Genomic DNA, 18,197 nt, shown 5'->3' on the forward strand with positions numbered 1-18,197 from the left:
GGTGGGCTTGATCTCTCCCCTCACCTTCGCACGTTGAATGCGTATCGCTGGAGTTTGCCAATCTATATCGCTCCAGCGCGCCGCGATCTGTTCGCTGGGCCGCACGCCTGTTCCGAACGCGAATTCATACCAATTCCACGCCTGCTCCGGCGCCCGCGAACGAAGATGGGAGAGGATGGCCTCCATCTCGGCGCTCGTGAAAGGGTCCGGCAGCGAGTGTTGAACCTTCAAATTGCCGATGGAAGCCAAGGCGTCTTTCGTTAGTTGGTTGGAGCACCGCTCTGCCTTCCAGCCGTTGTACGATCGCGGATTGTTTTTGTCAGTGCAAGGTGATCTCAGCTTTGGCGACGACCATCGACGATCGGTCCTCTCCAACCCCGGCCGCAGGCGCCGGCTGCCCTGCCTCGAGCTGGATCGCGACCCGCAAGGGCAGCAGCATACGCCGCGGTGGTCTGGACGCCAGCGCGCGGCCGATGATCGCCGCGCGGAGGTCCGCATTGGCGGTTTCTTCAGGAAAGGGCGGGAAATCGATGCGATCAATCCTGCCGTCCGGCGTGATCCACACTTTGAGGACGAGCGGCGGTGTCGGCTGATCCTCGGACGGCCGGGTCTGGTGCAGGTATGTCCGAACCGCGATCGCGGACGCGCTATCCTCTTCCAGCCAGGCGGTGATGCTCCGGGTGGCCGTCTCGGCATAGCGCACCCACTCGGCCGGCGCCTCCGACGGCGCCACCGATTGCGGCTGCGCCGCAGCGCCGCCGAGACCGGTAAGCCCGACGATGAGGCCGGTCAGCGCCCCCGTGAAACGGCCGAACGGAGAAGTAGTCATGGCAGGCATCCTTGATGGGTTCGATCCTCGCGCCTCGTGGCCCGAGCGGATGTGAAGAGAGCCATCGCGCCATAGCCATCGAGCTGGCCCGCCATGTCATCGCGCAGGAGACCGAAAAAGTAGACTGCGCACAGGCCCGTCAACACGGTGCCGATGAGGAAACCCGCTATAAAGCCGAGCGCGAGCATCATGACACGCCCCCTAACGCGCAGGCGGCGCAGGTGGCTGCTGCGGGAGTCGTTCACGATCGAAGCTGATCGTCTGGATACGCGCGTCGAGACCGCGCACCACATCGGCGGTCAGATCATTGGCGAAGTTGCCGCCAAGCGCGCTGTTGCGATCGAACAGCAACCCGCATTTCTTCTGCCCATAAACCTGGGCTATGACCGGCTGCGCTTCGGTGGAGATGCGCTCGAGCGCCTTGGCGCGGGTCGCCTCGATCTCGCGGCTGGTTTGCGCGGCCTGCTGCTGCAGAGTCTGGAAGCGCGTCGCCAGCGCCTCGCGGCGCGTCTTGTTCGCGGCGTTGTCCGCCTGGCCTTCGAGGGCGCGGGCTTCGGTTTCGATCGGCTTGCGCTGGGTCTCGATCTCTGCCTGCGCCGTGCGGGTCAGGTCCTGCAGCCGCGCCGAAGCCGCCTTGCCAACCGCAGCGTTGGCGAAGATCGCTTCGCGCGACAGCAGGCATACACCCGGGATCACGGGGCCGCCGAGAGGCTGCGCCTGGGCTGGCGCCGGGGACGGTGCCCGGGCAGCGGGCGCGCCGCCCACGTTCTGCGCCGAGGCGGTGGAGGCGATGCCGGCAAGCGCGGCAGCGGAGATCAGGATACGCAAGGACATTGGATCAGGCCTTCTTCGATGTGGCGGGTTGAGTGGGGGCGACGCTTTCCGCGTCCGAACCACCGTGTTGTGACATGGCCGCGACAGGCTGGCGTTTGCTCTGCCGGGCCAGCAGATCGGAGAACCGCTCCAGCGACGCGAGGTGGAAATGCACCAGGGCCAACCAGCCCCGACGATGCCAGTCCAGCACGACGTCGTCCGCAAGAGCGGAGAACTTCTCCGCATCGACGATCTGGAAGCCCTCGAGCCCGAGCTTGCGGCCGTCCGGCAAGGTTGCATCGGCGCGCCGGTCGATCAACAACCCCTGCCCCTTCAAGGCCTCGGCGAATGCCCGCGTCGCGGTGGCTTCAGCCTGGAACGCGTCGCAAAAGGCCAGTGCCTGCTTGGTCAATTCGCTCGGCTGTCCGTCTTCGAATAGAGCCCTGCCCTCGTCCCCGTCGTGAGCCAAGCGCTCCGCTGCGCTATCGATCCCCAGCGCGAAGCCATCGGGGTCGGACGTGGCGATGAAGCCGAACGGGTAGCGCCGGACATAAGCCGGCACATAGGCCGCTTCGATCCAGCGCCCATCTTCGACAAAGAGGTTGCGGCACTCCAGGCCGAGCACGGCGATCGGCTGGGTGTCACCAGCGGCGAAAACGATCGGATAGTCACTGGCGGCGGCGACGAATTCCCCGACGACGATCGGCACGTACGGCACCTCGGCCGCGAAAGCCGCGTCACCGTCTTTAAGCCGCCAGCCGGCGTGGACCTGGCTGGATAGCGCGATAGGCTCCCGGTAGAAGAGCGGGAGACCGCGCGTGGGAGCCGATGCTGGGCTGTGATCTTGAGATGGCATGAGAGACTCCTGAGCGTAACGAAGGCGCGCCGCTTGTGCCGCGCTCCTTCGTTGACTATTCGCCAAATCCGAGGAAGCGGACGTTGAGGATGGTCGGTATCTCGCTGCGGACCTGCGGTCGTGCTCGCTCCGCCAGCTGCGCCGCCTCGTTCACAACTGCGGTCGTAGCAGACGATGCCGCGGTCAGCGCACCGGTGTTGACCACCGGCGGAAGCGGAATGCCGGTCGCATCCCCCTGCACCTGGATGTTCGCAGCGTTGATCACCTGCAGCGCGGCCAGGTTGACGTTGCCCGACACGCGAATGCCAGCCTCGCCCGCGTCGATCGTACCGAGCGGCGCGATCAGGTCGATGTCGCCCGGCTCGACCTCGGGTATCGGGTTGAGCGTGCCGATCCCGGCGCCGCTGGTCGGGACGGTCGGAGACAGCGCGACATTGCCGTATGCGTCATAGGTCCGGCGAACCGGGGCATAGACGATGCTGCCCTTGGCGCCGCGTCCGGCGTTGATGTCGCCCTCCGCCGACCACATTGTGATCCCGCCGCCGAAGGTAGTGAACACGCGGCTGAGGCCCAGCAGCACGCTGTCGCGCGTGAAGACCTCGATATCGCCTTGTCCCTGGGTCATCAGGCCCGTGGTCGAGGGCGGAGCCACGCCGTCGGCGCCTAGGGTCAGGCCCCCGCCGGGGGCGAATATCTGAACATCGCCGCCGAACTCGGTGTGCACGCCAGCACTGCCGAGGAAGGTGATCGATCCGGAGTAGTCACCGGGATCGGTCTCGGTCGACATGTTCGGGAACAGCGTCGAGATCGTCTGCCGCCCGCGCAGGTAGCTGCCGGGCCGTGGACCGTCCGCGTCGTTATATTCCCGGCCGGAAAGCCGCAGTTCCTCGAAATAGACCTGGCGGATGAACACGCCCTGCTGGCTGTCGGGCAGTGCGGCGAAATAGGCGCGTGCGCCATCGGAACCGCCCGCATAGCCGAAGCGCTCGGTCAGCCAGGTCAGCAGTTCCTCGTCGTAGACGCGAACCACCTTGCCCTCGTTCTGCGGGTCGGCCAGCGGCCGCTCGAGGTCGGCGAGATTGGCCGGATCGAGGTACAGATCGCGGAAGGCCGCATAGTTCGGTCCCGCGGCGCCGACGCCCGCGGTCAGCACGATGCTGGCGCCCGGGCGGGTGTCGCCCTGCACGATGGCGCCATAGCTGTTGATCGTGCTGTCGACCTGGTCAACGCGAACGATCGGGCTGGAGAGCGCCTGATAGACATTGCGTCCTGCCGTCACCTCCAGCAGGCCCGGCCCCCAGATCTTGAACGTCGAGTTCAGGATATCGCGTCCGGCGACGATCGATGAGACCTGACGGGGATCGGTGTTCAGGATGAAGCCGCTGGACAGGATATCGCGCCCGGCGCGCATGGCGACCGGCTTGGCCGCCACCAGCGTGAATTGATCCGCCACGACCGCATCCTGGATGACGCTGCCGACCTGCATCGCGACGTCCCCGTTCACCGCATAAAGGCGAATGGGGTCGAGGCTTGCACCGTGCAGGTCGGTGGCGGCGTCCTGACCGTAGGTGAACAGGGAATAACCGGATGGCTGGATACTGTCGAAAAGGCCGGTGTCCAGTGACCGCGGCGAGAAGGGCGTGGCGATGAAGGTTGCGGACCCGCTCGACATCGACGCCCGTCCGAACAGATTCTCGCCGGCGAGCAACTCGAGATTTCCCGCGACACTGGGCGCGAGCACGATACGCGTGGTGATCGATCCAGATGGCGCTACGCCCGCGAAATAGCCGGGATCGTAAACCGGATTTGATGGATTGTCCTCGTAAGCCACGATCGGGTTCTGGAAGATATCACCGCCGCCGGCGAAGACACTATAGCCGCTCCTGTCGGTCCACAGGCTAAAGCTCGTGCGTCCCAGCAGGGACGGATCATCAACCGCCGTCCCGGATGCGGGCGAGACGGCGCGCCCGGCATCGACGCCGGTAATGATCGCCGCGTCGTCGAGCGTTTGCAGCGAAAACCGTCCGTCGCCGACCGCGATTAGCATCGCCGTATAGGCGATGCGATCAAGTGGCAGATGGATCTCTGGCGCTCGGGGATCATTGTCACCGCGCACGCCATAGGCGCTTTCGCGCAGCTGGCCGATCGACGCTGTGCGGAGTATGCTGTCACCGCGCAGGTTCAGCACGCTGCCGACGGGCGAGGACGGATTGTCCGAAATGCCGGTGTTGATTCGTCCCCCGACCTGCATCGTCAGCGTACCGCCGCCATACTGGATCAACTGCCCATCCTGCGCGACATAGCCGGTGCTGGCGACGGCCAGATGCAACCCATTATCGGCTGGCACGTTCGCGCCGCTCACCCGCAAGGAATAGTTGGTCGTTGAGCCCGCATCGCCGCCCGCGATAACCGTCAGGTTGCCGCCGCCGAGCGTGCCGATGCCCCCAAAGCCGGTAAGCTGCACGGCGCGGCCGCCGAAATTATAGTTGGGGTTTAACCAATATTGGCCGAAATTGACGCCCCAGGCACCCGCCTCGCCACGCTCGACATTGCCCTGACGCCACAGCCAGTTGCCGATGTCGCTGGTGACAACCGAGTTGCCATTGGCATAGTCATAGAATGCGTATCCGCGCACATCACCTTGCGCGATGACCGCGACATCACCGCCGTCCTGAGTGAAATACATGCGCTGGGCGTTGAGCGTCGCCTCATAATCTTCGTAGCCGGGACCGAAGATCGTCCCGTCGCCGATCCCGGCCCGGGCTAGATTATAGCCGTCGGGCACCGCGACCTGGGTGCCGGCCGAATAGATGCCGAATAGCGATTCCTGCCGGTAGTCTCCGCCCGCCAGAAGCTCCAGGCTCGCCGCGCCGGTTCGCACGACCGCGATGGCGGGCGACGAGCCGTCGGTGCCGGCCTTGCCCGGCGCGTTCAGGACGATATCGCCGCGCGGGCCCAAGGTGGAGGCCGCCGCCAGCGTCCGGCTGTCAGCCGCAGCAAGATCCGCGCCCGCTACCATTCGCATCGACCAAGATTGGCTGTCCGCCGCCAGCATGGGCGCGACCGCCCAGTTCTTCCCGTCGCGCGGTGTTTCGACGGTGATGCTGGCGTTGCCCGGGTTCTCGGCCGATAGCTGGGTGCCCGCCGCAACCGTGATCGTACCGTAAAGCGCGCCGTAGATGATGTCGCCGGGATTATAGGTGCCATAGGCATCCGTGATCGAGCCGGAGACGACCACCGGGAAGTCGCTGAAGGTATCGTTGCTGGGGAAGAGATAGACATAGTCGAAATAGTTCGGGTTGTACTGCGCGTCGAAGGTGAAGTCCGCGGTTGACGCGGCGCCCGGCGTCAACACCGGTAGCAGCGTGTACCAGTTGGCGTCGTCCGGCGTGATTGGCGGCGGCGCGAAGCCATCGTTGATGCTGCCGTTGACGATCAGGTCTCCGCCTGCGCGCAGCACCAGCATACCCGCCTCGCCGGACCCCAGCACGCCGGGATCGGCGGACGCGCCATAACGGAAGCCGGACAGATCCAGGTCGCCCGTCACCGTCAGGTCGCCATCAAGCGCGGCGCTGCGGATTTCCACACCCGGCCGCAGATGGAAGGCGCCCCCGTAACCATTGAGTCCCGCCAGACGCGTGGCGACGGCCGCATTGCCGTTCGCGGCGTCGATGAAGGCGCCGCTGTCTGCGTGAATTCCGTCCAGCAGGTTCTGGTCGATGATGCCGCCTGCCGGCGTGTAGGACGCGAAAGCGTTAACCGCGATGCTGGCCGCGCCGCGCACGGCAAGTCCAGAAGCGGCGTTCACGGCGACGTCATCGCCGCCGATCCGCGGCGCATTGATCTCCAGCGTTCCGCGCGACACGCCGTCGGCCGATCGCATGTCGATCACCGCACCAGAGGCCAGCGACACCACGCCGGCCGTCGATCCCAGTTCGACACTGCCACGATTGGACGCCTCGATCACCCCGCCGCGCCCGTCTCTCGCCACTACCGCACCCCGCAAGTCCAGCACGGCATTGCCGGTCAGGACCATGTCGTCGCGCGACGCCAACCGGATCGAGCCGACCTTTTGGCCGGACGCGTCGAGCGTGCCATCGATGGTCAGGCTGCCGCCGTCCAGAGAGATCCAGATCTTGTTCGCGCGGATCGCGTCCGAAACCGTCAGATCGCCGGTCTTGATGACGAACCCGCGCGCCTCGAAAAATCCGCCCTGATCGAGCTTGGCGTTCAGGCCGGCGAAATCGGCAAGTTCGCGAACGCGCAGATCGAATGCGCCCGAGGTATAACTCGCGTCGCTGGCCCCCAGCAGGGCGCCGGCGAGATCGAGACGGCCGCCCGCGCCCGTCGCCGTAAGCTTGACGGACCCCGCATCGGCGCGGTGGGCAGAAACATCGATGGTCGATCCCGCAGCCTGCGTGATCGCGCCATTGGTCGTTTCGAACAGCGCGTCGCCGCCCCAACTGTATTTGGTCACATCGAAGAAAGTGACCGCACGGCCCGACAGATCGATGTCCGCGCCGTCCAGCAGATCGATGCCGTTGGTCGCGTTGATCGCCAGCCGTCCGCTCGGCAACGCCACGGCGGTATCGATCGACACAGTCGCTCCCGCCAGCTTGACCTCGGCCCCCAACGCGGACACCTTCGACGGATCGGACGCGGCGACACCCTCGGGCGCGCGCACGGCCAGCACACCGCCGGATTTATAGGCCATTGACGAACCGGCCTCGCCGGTCAGCAGCGGGGTCAGCAGGTTGAGCGCGCCCCCGGCATAGCTCTGGGCGTCGGTTCCGCTCTGATAGACCGCCAGCGTCCCGCGATTGTTGGCCGTGATGCGCTCGCTGGCACTCAGGTTGACCGCGGAGAAGCCCAGCGCCAGCCGATCAAGCGCGACCTGGTCCTGTGACCGCGCAGATGGATCGTAGCCAAACTCGATCCGGCGGGCGTCGATCGTCAGCATGCCGACCCCCGTGCCAGCTCCTCCGGCCATGACCTCGCCAGGCGCGTTGCTGGCATAGGGGCTCTGCGGCGTCCCGTTGCCGCGACCGACGCCGTTCCAGATGACGGTGTCGGCGGAAACAGCCGCAGTCTCATTTGCCGCGCCCAGCCCATAAAGTGCTGGCGTGTTCAGGACGAGCATCGCCTTTCCGGCGCCGGTTTCGCCGCGCAGGTCGAGCGTCACATCGCCGAAGAAGTTGATCGAACCGCCACCGGTCAGCGTGATACGTTCCACCGGCGTGCTCGATCCCAGCAGACGGTCGATCACCCCTTGCGTCAGGCTGACCCCGCTGCGCACGCTTTCCGCATCGTCGAGGCGCTGCGCCGTGCCGATATCGAGCGTCGGCGCGGACAGCGCGAAATACCGCGCCTCAAGCGTCGCGTCACCGATCTGCGGTGCCCCGCTGCTTGAAAAGCTGATCGTCCCCGGCGTGCGCAGCGTGGCGCCGTCGCCGATTGTGATGGCGTTGGCCGGTCGGACCGAATCCTGAACGGCGCCGAGGAAGTTGAGGACGCCGTTGCCGACAGCCAGGATTGCCCGTCCCTCCGCGTTATAACCGTCGTAACTGTCCGAGAAGACATAGCCCAGCGACGAATCGATGCCATCGGTTGCGCCTGCCGTCGTATCGACGACGGCGCCGCTCTCCACGGTCACCTGGTTCCCCAGAAGGAAGACTTGGCCGGCACTGTTCAGGGTCGCACCGTCGCGCACGGTCACGGTCGTATCAAAGGCCGAATTAAACGCGACGCGCGGACCTAGCGCCGACGGTCCACCCACCTGCGGCGCCGCCACCGCCTGAACGAGGCTGAAAGTGCCCCCGATGACGAGGGCACCGGGATTGAAGCGCGACAGGTCTGCGTCGCTGACCGAAGCGACGGCGGTACCGGCCTCCTCGCTATCGGAACGAACCTCGATGTCCTTCTGGCCCGTGATGAACAAGGTGCCCGATCGACCGCCCTTGGCGGCGGAAAGGTCCGTTACCCCGGAAAATTCGAGTACGTCCCCTGTCGCCGTACCAAAGTCGAGCTGAATGGCCGAGGCATCGCGCTCGAGCCTTGGCCGCAATGCCCCGAAGGTCGCAGCATTGGTGATCGCGAAATCGGCGTAGCTGGTCTCGTTATATTGCGAGAATTGCCGGACGGTCTTGCCCGAGGTGATCGTAACGAGCGTCGGCAGGGCGTCGCGCACGTCCGTGTTCGCCACGCCCAGATAGGCTGTGGTGCGGACCGACCCGTCGGGCGCCGCAACCGAGTCGATCGCGCGCGCAGGGGTGCCGCCCAGCTCGATGCGATAAGCGCCCGGCAACAGCGCATAGGTCGATGGCATCAGCGTATAGGTGCCGGCCGGCAAATCCCCGACCGCCTGCGTCAACGTGATCTGCCGACCGATGGCGGGAGCGGCTGCGCCGCTGTCCGGCGACACTGGCGCGTACTCACCACGCATCGTCGGCACCAAGGCATATACCTCTGCGTCCGGCGAGCTTGCGCCGTAAGCAACGGGGTTGGCGTTGGCGAGCGCGGTGCGGAGCACGTCCACCGATCCGCCACGGCCGGTAAAGAAGCCCGCGCCGGTCAGCTCGCCGCCGCCCGACACGTCAAGCAGCGATCCGGTTTCCGCCGACACCGTCGCCTGTCCAAAGACGACGCCGCGATTGATCGTGACCGGGGTGAACCTGTCGTCGTTAGTGAAATCGGCCAGATCGACGAAGCCGACCTTCTCGCCATTGTAGAGATAACTCAGGCCATCGCTGGTGCCGCCATAGGGCATCAGCAGACCGTCGGCGCTGGTGGATGTCACGCTGCCGTCGCGTAGCGTGACGTTGGAGATGTAGTTTCTCGTATTGAACGGTTGTGGTGACCTGCCGATCAGCAGCGACCCCAGCGGCGCGCGGACGATGCCGCCCTGGTCGATGTTCGGCGCGGTCAGCGTAAGCGTCCCGAACACCGAAAGCGGCGCCGCGGGATTGTCGCCCCAGCCACGAATAGTCAGGGTTCGGACGCCGTCGCCCACCTGAGGATTACGCAGCGGGCCGACGCGCACTTCGCCGGTGGCGCCCGTCGTGGGATAAAGTTGCGACGCCTTGAGCGTCATGTTCAGTCCGCCAGATACCAACCGGCCATCAGTGAACCGGATATCGCCGCGGCTGGTCAGCGAAACATCGTCGAAGCCCGAAAAATCGTAGAAGACTAGAGGCAAGAAGGGCGATGGTTGAACGAACGCGTTAATACCAAACATCGCTTGGTGACGGATATCGATCAGGTCAGCGTCGATTGCGAAACTGCCGGTATTGGTCAGGGATATCTCGTCATTCTCGCCCTGCGATCCCAGGCCGGGGATGAGCTCTGCTTCGCGAACAACCACCGACGCCTTGCCGTCGAGCAGCACATAGGGCGCCGACAATTTGACATGCGGTGTGCTCTGCGATCCTTGCGAGGTCAGGACGCCGCGCCGCAGGATCAGCGCTTCCGGCATCGCCAGCGTAAAATCGCCGTCGAATGCGATCGTGTCACGGCTCCACAGGTCGAGCGTCCCGAACCCGCCCGCGACGATATCATCCGCGCTCAGCCGGCTCGCCATCCTGACCGTGCCTGCATTGCCGATGGTCAGGTCGTCCAGCCCGGTTCCCACATGATGCTGCGTGAGCGTCACCGTGCGGAGGCGAGACGGCTCGAAATAGGGTGTATTCTCGAGCACGAGGTTTAGCGTGCCACGAGCGGCGCCCGCGCCTCCCGCTTTGGCGGACATCAACCCATCATTGTAGATGCCGCTTTGCGAACCCAGACGGATCAACCCGCCATCGCCCGCGATCATCACCGACACCGCTTCAGCCTGAAGCCCGGTTCGCGATGGCATGTCGATCGTCGTCGAAGCGCCGTCGGCGAGCAGCCGTGCGCCCTCGCGAATGACGACCGGCGCCCGCGTCGCGTTCGCGAGCCAGCCATTCTCGTCAGGCGTCAGATTCGCAAGGCCGATCAGGATATCGCCGCCGTCTTGGGCGAAACCGTAGCGGCGGCCGAGCGGGTCCACGGCAGACATAGCTTGTCCGGAAACATCGATCAGTGCGCTCTCGCCGATCCATAGCGAACTGCCTGCATAGGCGCCGCTCTGCGCCAACGGTTGAGGCAGCAGCGCCACCGATCCGCCATGCGCGATTAGCGCCCCGTTCATCGTCAATTGGCCGGCGGCCTCCAGCCGGATCGACTGGCCTGGATCCACCTCGATGCGCGCGCCATCGGTGATGTTCAGGTCACGTCCAACCAAAGTGAGACTGGCCCCGGCGCGTTGATTGAACGTACCGCTTTGCGCGTCGGCGATATAGACAGGCGGCTGCCACAGCTCCAGGGCCTGCCGCGGGTCCGCGCCAGACGCTATCGTCGCCGAACCGGCCGTGAGGCGCAACACGGGCACCTGCGGCCGCAACGTCACATTGTCGATGAGAATGCTGGCCCGGCTGCGAATATCATAGTTGGAAAATCCGCTTTCCAGCAGCGACGCGTGTAGCGCGCGCGGGGGTGGGGTAAATCCCACCACCTGGTCCAGAATGGCGCCCTGCGGAAGGATCTGGCCGGCCGTGAGCAGCGCCGGTTCGAGCAAGCGCACGCCGGGCTGTAGAAACACTGTTGAGGGCAGGATCGCCACCCCGTTGGGAAATACCGATGAAGGCAGCGTTACCCCGGGCTGGATGCGACCGGCGAACTGCACAGACGTCCCCGCTGGCAGGATCATGCCCTGCTGAAGGCTCAGGCCGTCCGCACTCCCGAACACACCGGCCGGCACCGTCCATGTCGCCGCCAGAATGGTTGGGGTCGTGGTGTCCACCGGCAAGGGGGAAGTCACGAGCGTGTCCGGAAAGGCGAAGTGTATCGTCTGAGTGGTCGCGAAGGTCAGGACCGTGCCCGCAGGCACGCTGACATCTTCGGTCAATTGAACCGACGCGGGCAACGCCAGGCCCGCAGGCAACATGCCCGATTGCAGGATGGCGTTGTCGCCGAACATCACCGTGCGGGGCGTCTGCAACGTCAGTGTGCCGCCGCCGGTGACGCCATAGCCGCGGATCTCGCCATCAAGCGTCAGTTCGGCCGTCAGGGGCTGGGCTTCGTTCGATCCCTCAACCCGGTCCGCGCCGGCGATCAGGGTCACATCCCCGCCGCGCCCGCCAACGAAACCGCCTTGCTGTTCCAGCGTTGCGCCGGAGGATACGTCGATCACAGCGCCCTGGGCGATATCGACCGAGCCCTGCACCATGCGTACGGAAAGATCGCCGCCATCGACATGAGCGACGGAGGTGGCGGCCGACGCATCGTCGGAACCTTTGGTCCACACCCCGCGCAGGTCGAGCGTCGCGCCTGTCCCAAGCGTGAAGCCGGGGGCACCGTCGCCGAGCAGATACGGAATGGTCCCGTTCGAGAAAGGCGACAGCGGGGCGACATTATCTACCGAAATCGCGCCGCTGCGGATGGTGACGTCGGCATTGATCGCCACCGTCGCGGCGCTCAGGTCGAGCTTGCCGCCATCGGCCAGCGTCAACGCCTGGTCGATCACGATCGAGGCCGCGGACGTGAGCGTAAGGGAGCCGAGGCCGTAACCGCTCAGGCGGGTCGCATCGAGCGACACGGTGTTCTGGCGATCGTCCGGAATGACGCCGTCGACCGGTACTGTGGCGGCGACGTCATCAACGTCTCCAATCAGAATAGGCGAGGCGAAGGCGCCGTCCGCGCCGAACCCGTTGGTGCGGCCGATTACCAGCCCGCCCGCCAAGGCCACACTGTCCTGACTTGTCTTGTAGCCGTCGATGACCCCGTCGGGCCGGGCCAATGTCTGCAGAGATCCGGTCAGGACGCCGGCGGCGACATTCCCTTCCATCAACACGGTCGGCGCGAATACGCGCAGCACGCCGGCGTCGCGGCCCACCGAATATCCGTCCTGCCAGCGCATGGTGGTCCCCCGCGAGAACAGCCGGTTCGCGAAGACCTCGGTATATTGCGGCCCCCAACGGTCGTGCTTGCGCGCGAAGGCGTTGCCGACCGCGAGGAAGGTCATTCCCGCCGGCGCATTGCGCAGATCGTACATGCGGCCATCCGCGCCCAGCATCAGCGAGGAGCGAATGTAACCCGAGGCATAGTCGAGCGATCCGCCCGAGATATCGATGACGCTGTCGGGACGCAGAACGACCTCGCTGGCAGCCAGCGTAACCGAGCCGCCGATCGCCGCCCATTCGCCGATCCCGTGCTGCTGGTTGGCCAGCGCACCGCCGACCTCCAGGAGCCCACCGCCGGTGTACCAACGGTCGCCGTTATAGCCGCCCGTGCCGGAGGGCGCGTAGACCAGATCGCGGATATCGACCCAGACATTCTGGTTGTTGAGGTTGCCGGTATCGCGGTTCGCGGGGGAATCGCGCAATTCGTTGCCCTGGATGTTCACCAGCACCGAGTTCGACGCCATATCGAGGCTGACGCCGCGCACGCCCGAGACGTCGATCAGCGAGCCCGCGTCCGCCAAGATGCGGCTGGCCGCTGTTGCCGAGACCTGTCCGCCCTGGGCGATGGTGTCCGAGCCGCCTGCGAAAGTCACCGCGCCGCCGGAGACGATCTCCACGCGGGATTGGTCGCGCCGATCGCCGGTTTTGCTGAGGTTGTCGAACTGGGCCGAACCATTCGCGCCCGAAAGCGAGTCGTTGTAGCGGAGGCGATCGAGCCGGGCGGACTCGGCGATCAGCGCATCGCGCTGGGCGTTCGCGGCTGTCTCGTCGCTGTCCAGTTCCGGAAGGATCGTCGTCAGGCTGCCAGCAGCCAGCGTGACCGAAGCCTCGGCGTCGCTCGCCGAAGTCAGCAAGTGAATGGTCCCACGCTGGCTCACGTCGGTCGACGAGACGAGAACGCCTTCCTGACGGATGGTCCGGCCGGTCAGGGTGATGTCGCCGCGCGAAGCCTCGACCTGGCCGCGGTTGATCACCGTGCCGCTGGTCGAACCCTCGCCAATCAGCGCGCGCACTTCGTTGCCGCGCGTGGTGGAATAGGCGTTGGCCTGCGTCGAAACGCCCGGCCGCACGAGGAAGTCGTCACCGGCGGCGAGAAGCGTCTGTCCCTTGGGGGTCGTGATCGCGCCCGCATTGACGACCTCGGTTCCCATCAGCAGCACATAGCCGCCGCCCGACGTCACGGACGTCGGCGCATGGGTCGTGATCTGCGCACCGGCCTCAACCGTGACCGCGCCGCCGGCGTTGGTGAAGCTGGGCAGATAGTTGGCGCCGGAGAGGCTGGAATAGATACCCCGATTGAGAAACTGCTCGTTGGTAATGCCGGCGGTGGAGGCGATGAGATTGCGGGTGTTCACCTGGCTTGCGCCGCCGAAGATGATGCCGTTCCGGTTGAGGATGAGGACTGTACCGGGCGCTTTGATCGAGCCGAGGATGCGGGTCGGATCGGCATTGACGTCGGTGACGCGGTTGAGCACGACCCAATCGGCGCCGCCCTGCTTGAAGCTCAGGTCCGTCTCACGGCCGACATTGAAGCTGTCCCAGGTGAGGATGGCTTTCTGCTGGTTTTGATCGACCACGACGTTGGTCCGGCCGTTCGCACCCTGACTCTGGGTTGGGCCACTGGCGCCGATCCACAGCGGGCCCTCGACCGGCTTGCCGTCAGGTCCGAACACGACGCCGTTGGCGACCTGAAGGCCGCCCTGGCCGAGACCGTTGGGGACGTGGCTTTGCGCGGCGAGCGCAGCGATGCGGGCAGCGTTCTGGGCGTTCTGCATGGCGGCGCGGGTCTGGGATGCACGGCGGAATGCAGCGACGGCGCGCTGGCTGGCGGAGTTGGTCTGCGCCGAGCGGGTAGCTTGCGCTTGCGCGGCGCGGATCGCGGCATCGGCGGGATTGACGGCCCCGCCGCGCCCGCGGGTGTCCTGGCCATGGGCGACGCCAGCGAGCAGCATGGAGCTGACCGAGGCGCCGATCAGAAGCTGGCGACGAAGGCTGCGGGACTTGACGGTCATGGCACGGACTCCAGGGGATTTGCAGCCGCGCCATTTGTTCTTTGGGCGGCCGCATCATGGGTGTGATTCGGGAGGCTGGCGTGACGCAGCGCGAGTAGTCGCAGGGCATCAGCCGGAATGAGGGTGCGGATCACGGCCGGCCGCCGGGGCGCGGCGCCGAGGGCGCACGGTTAGGCCGCTGGGGATGCACGGAGTTGCCGAGCGCGTTGCCCATGCGCAGGCGCGAACCCGACAGGCTGGAGACGCCGACCCTGACGTCGGGGGAACCGGCCTCAAGGACAGGCGTGTCTACGCCCGCGCGGGCCTGCGCTTGCGCAACGCGGGCGGCCTCCTGAAGTGTCTGGCTGGCGCAGTCGAGATGCCCGGCCTTGTGGCCGGCGATATCGACCTGGACGCACGGGGCCGGCGGCGTGCCACCGACCCTGACCGGCGGGTTTACCGCCGGTGGCAATGGCTCGGCGCGGACCTCTGCGGGCGCTAGCTCAAGCGGCTGCCGCGGGACGACTCGATCCTGGGCCTCAGCGGCGGACGCAGACACGGCCGCACCGGCGGCGGACAGGGTGAAGGCAAGCGCGACATTCCGCGATACCCGGCCCCGCCCGGGAGAGGGAGTGAACCCGGGCGGGGCCGTCCGCGCAGCCTGGTCGCGGCGTGATTGCCGCAACCAGGTCGCGCAGAGGAGGAGCGTCGCGGTCGACATCGATCAGAACCGCGTCATGATGTCGATGAACCCGCGATCGACGCTGAACGGCGCATCGGCGATCTCTTCAGCCGACAGCCAGCGCAGACCGACGATGGTGTTCGCCGCGATCGCGTAGTTGCCGCCGATCTGCCAGCCTTTCACGTTGGTGCCGCCGATATGGAAGTCGCTATCGGCAAAGGCATCGACGATCGCATCCGATTCCAGATGGCGGTAGGCGACGACGGCGTTCCAGTCGCCGCGCTTTGCAGTCCAGTCGCCCATCCCGTTGAGGTTCAGCACCGAACCCACCGACAGGCGTGCCTGCCAGCCGGTATCGCCGCCGGCATAGGGCCCAGGCGCCGGCATCGTGTCGTTCGGATTGGGGGTGCTGGGGTTCGGCACCTGGATGTCCGGGCCGAGATTGTTGACCGCGCGCGCCGCGACCACGCTGCGGTTCCAGCCCAGGTTCCTGATATAGTCGCCCTCGAGGCGAACACCGAAGCTGTCCGAGGGGCGATAATCGACCGCGCCGCGGACGTGGAGCAGCTCGAACTTCGAGGCGAGGCCAAAATACTGGTTCTCGGGGCTGGTGACCGGGTTGAGGGGATCGGGCACGATGTTGCGGATCGGGAACATGGTGTTGCCGAACTGCTGGAACGCCGGCCGCGTCGCATCGGTCGAGCAGGTCAGTTCGTAATATTGGCAAGGTGCCGAGACCTTGCCCTCGACATTGGTGTAGCGGAAATAGGCGCCCGCGAGGCGCACGCCGATCTGCTCGGTCGGCTTGAACTCGACCCCCGCCTGCGCGGCGAACAGATACTTGTCCTGGCTCTTATAGGGGCCCGTCGTCGCGCTATCGACCGGGGCGTTGCGCGAGCCGAAGTTCAGGTCGGTGTTGAACACCGGGAACGCGCCGGCGGTGCCGAACAGGCGAAGGCTGTCGTTCACCGCACCGCTGCCCGAGATGGCGACGCCGTCGAAGTTCATGTCATTGTCGAACATGAGATCGCTGGTCCAGAACGGATTGGCGAAGCGGCCGATGTCGATGTTGACGTCCTTGACCGGGGTCAGGCGGATCGAGGCCCGATCGAGCCAGAGCTGGTATTTGCCGGTGCCGGTCTCGGCACCCAGCGTCTGGTTAGTGGAGATGGGCGAGCTGTCCGAACCCGTGGCGATGCGGATGTCGGCCGAGACCCAGTCCGCAATCCGGGCGCGGGCGCCCAGGCGCGCGCGCAGGCGGAAGCGCTGGCGGTCTTCGCGCGTATTGATGAAGGGGGGCGCGATCCAGCCCGGGGTCGCATCGTTGATGTTCTGCGGCTCGCCCTGGTTCACCGCGCCATAATTGGTGAAGATATCGGAGTTGCCCTTGTCGTAGAAGCGGCCTTCGGCGCGCATGCGGACGTCGCCGTAGAGCTGGATCCGGCGGGTCCATTCGGGCGTCTCGCCGGGCTTGGCCCAGCCCTGGGCCTGGGCCTGTTGACCGAGCTCGGTACGAACCTGCTGAACGATCTGGTCACGCACCACTTGGGGCACATAGGGCACGATCTGCGCGCCATCGGCGGCAATACCGCCCTGGACGGGCGGCAGCGCCTGCGCCGCCTGCTGTGGCGCCGCCGGCACCGTCGCCCGGGCGATCATGCGATCGGCCTGTGCGCGCGTGATGACGCCCTCGGCCACCAGCTGCTCGACGAGCAGCCGCGGATCGACAATGGTCGCCTGGCCGGCGGGGGCATCCTGCGCCAACGCGGGGTGCGCGAAGCCGATAAGCGAAAGGCTCGCGGCGCAGGCCAGCAGCGCGGGTTTGAGGCGGTGGCGAACGGCGTGAACGGTCATTGGACTTTTCCCCCAGGGAGTTGAAGCGTCGGTAAGCTGGGCCATGTGCATCAGGCTCCCGATCGGGCGTTGAGTTCGATCCGCATCACCGGCAGGCCGGCTGGCGGTCGCTGCGAAAGCTGGACACCGCTCAGCGTCGCGATCAGCCGGGCATCGCGGCGCGCATCACCGGTGCCGGCGAGGATACGGACATTGTTGATCCGGCCTTCCGGCGAGACCGTGACCGCAAGCCGCACCGTATAGCGGCTGCGTGACAGCTCGCGGTCGCCCTGCGCCGCCTGGCGCACGCCGGCGAGCGCGACATTGGCATAGGCGGCAAAACCGTCGCCGCTGCCGCCGGGACGACCACCGATCCGGGTGCCGCCGCCGTTGCCGACGGCAAGACCATAGCTACTCGGCCCGGCCCCTTCGCGCGCCGTCAAGGCGCTATCTCCCGCGACCGGCTGTGCATCCGGGGTCGGCGGCGGCGGGGTATCGGTCACCGGCTGCTCGATTGGCATCGGCTTGGGCTCGGGCGGCTTCTCGACGGGCTTGATGTCTGGCGGCGGCGGGGGTGGCGGCGGCGGCGGCAGGATCACCGTCGTCGTCTTCATCTCGTTCGGGCGCTCGCTGACCGTCACCCGGCCCGCCAGCATATAGACCAGCGCAACCGCCAGCAGGGCGCCAAGCACCACCAGCACCCGGCCGAACGTGACCGGCGAACGCTTGCGCCGGCGCGGCCGGTCAGGCCCCATGCCGGGACCCCCGAACATGTCGGTTTCACGCAGGGCGGCGGCGGCCATCACGCGCCCCCTGGCGGACGGGTCGAGGCCATGCCGAGCGATGGCACGCCGACCTTGGAGCACAGGTCGAGCACCTGCATCACCTTGTCATACTGGACCGCCCGGTCGCCGCGCAGGATGACCGCCAGGTCGGGTGTGGTGGCGATGCTGGTGCGCAGTTCGCTTTCCAGCTCGGCCAGCGACACCGGCACCGCGTCGATCGAGATCGTGCCGTCATTGGTGACCGCGATTACTCGGCTCTTGGGCGCATTCAGCGTCTTGGCGGACGATGCCGAGGGCAGATCCACCTTGATGCCCTGCACCGCCGCCGTGGTGAGCAGGATGAAGATGATCAGCAGCACGAAGGTCAGGTCCACCAGCGGCGTGATGTTGATCTCGTTATACGGCTTTTTGCCCTGGATCTGCATCGTCCG

At 66.3% G+C, this 18,197-nt stretch carries 9 protein-coding genes; all 9 read right to left on the reverse strand.

Annotation, left to right across the window (positions count from 1 at the left end; all coding sequences use genetic code 11):
• On the reverse strand, positions 1-249 hold a 249-nt coding region (locus AC1DT7_RS23050; protein ID WP_478038517.1), incomplete at its 3' end, for a tyrosine-type recombinase/integrase.
• 70 nt (positions 250-319) lie between these two features.
• Complete coding sequence (locus AC1DT7_RS23055; protein ID WP_478038519.1) at positions 320-829, reverse strand: hypothetical protein; 510 nt, start codon at positions 827-829, stop codon at positions 320-322.
• Complete coding sequence (locus tag AC1DT7_RS23060) at positions 826-1,020, reverse strand: hypothetical protein (RefSeq protein ID WP_478038520.1); 195 nt, start codon at positions 1,018-1,020, stop codon at positions 826-828. The genes AC1DT7_RS23055 and AC1DT7_RS23060 overlap by 4 nt, the downstream gene beginning before the upstream one ends.
• A gap of 10 nt (positions 1,021-1,030) precedes the next feature.
• Entirely contained in the window at positions 1,031-1,663 is a 633-nt protein-coding gene (locus AC1DT7_RS23065; protein ID WP_478038522.1) for an OmpH/Skp family outer membrane protein, read from the reverse strand.
• A gap of 4 nt (positions 1,664-1,667) precedes the next feature.
• Positions 1,668-2,498, reverse strand: coding sequence for a SapC family protein (locus AC1DT7_RS23070; protein ID WP_478038524.1), 831 nt, complete (start codon positions 2,496-2,498; stop codon positions 1,668-1,670).
• Positions 2,499-2,553: 55 nt separating this feature from the next.
• Positions 2,554-14,487, reverse strand: a complete 11,934-nt coding sequence (locus AC1DT7_RS23075) for a filamentous haemagglutinin family protein (RefSeq protein ID WP_478038526.1) — start codon at positions 14,485-14,487, stop codon at positions 2,554-2,556.
• 703 nt (positions 14,488-15,190) lie between these two features.
• A complete protein-coding gene (locus AC1DT7_RS23080; protein ID WP_478038527.1) occupies positions 15,191-17,002 on the reverse strand; it encodes a putative porin in 1,812 nt (603 codons plus the stop codon).
• Between the two features lie 50 nt (positions 17,003-17,052).
• Positions 17,053-17,784, reverse strand: a complete 732-nt coding sequence (locus tag AC1DT7_RS23085; RefSeq protein WP_478038528.1) for a TonB-dependent receptor — start codon at positions 17,782-17,784, stop codon at positions 17,053-17,055.
• Entirely contained in the window at positions 17,784-18,191 is a 408-nt protein-coding gene (locus AC1DT7_RS23090; RefSeq protein ID WP_478038530.1) for an ExbD/TolR family protein, read from the reverse strand. The genes AC1DT7_RS23085 and AC1DT7_RS23090 overlap by 1 nt, the downstream gene beginning before the upstream one ends.
• Positions 18,192-18,197 lie beyond the last annotated feature (6 nt).

This window comes from Sphingomonas sp. P3_C6 (genome assembly GCF_056402595.1).

Excerpts from the sequence above, each read along its gene's own strand:
- AC1DT7_RS23055 (WP_478038519.1), bottom strand. The coding sequence starts at position 829 with ATGACTACTTCTCCGTTCGGCCGTTTCACGGGGGCGCTGACCGGCCTC.
- AC1DT7_RS23060 (WP_478038520.1), bottom strand. The coding sequence starts at position 1,020 with ATGATGCTCGCGCTCGGCTTTATAGCGGGTTTCCTCATCGGCACCGTG.
- AC1DT7_RS23065 (WP_478038522.1), bottom strand. The coding sequence starts at position 1,663 with ATGTCCTTGCGTATCCTGATCTCCGCTGCCGCGCTTGCCGGCATCGCC.
- AC1DT7_RS23070 (WP_478038524.1), bottom strand. The coding sequence starts at position 2,498 with ATGCCATCTCAAGATCACAGCCCAGCATCGGCTCCCACGCGCGGTCTC.
- AC1DT7_RS23075 (WP_478038526.1), bottom strand. The coding sequence starts at position 14,487 with ATGACCGTCAAGTCCCGCAGCCTTCGTCGCCAGCTTCTGATCGGCGCC.
- AC1DT7_RS23080 (WP_478038527.1), bottom strand. The coding sequence starts at position 17,002 with ATGACCGTTCACGCCGTTCGCCACCGCCTCAAACCCGCGCTGCTGGCC.
- AC1DT7_RS23085 (WP_478038528.1), bottom strand. The coding sequence starts at position 17,784 with ATGGCCGCCGCCGCCCTGCGTGAAACCGACATGTTCGGGGGTCCCGGC.
- AC1DT7_RS23090 (WP_478038530.1), bottom strand. The coding sequence starts at position 18,191 with ATGCAGATCCAGGGCAAAAAGCCGTATAACGAGATCAACATCACGCCG.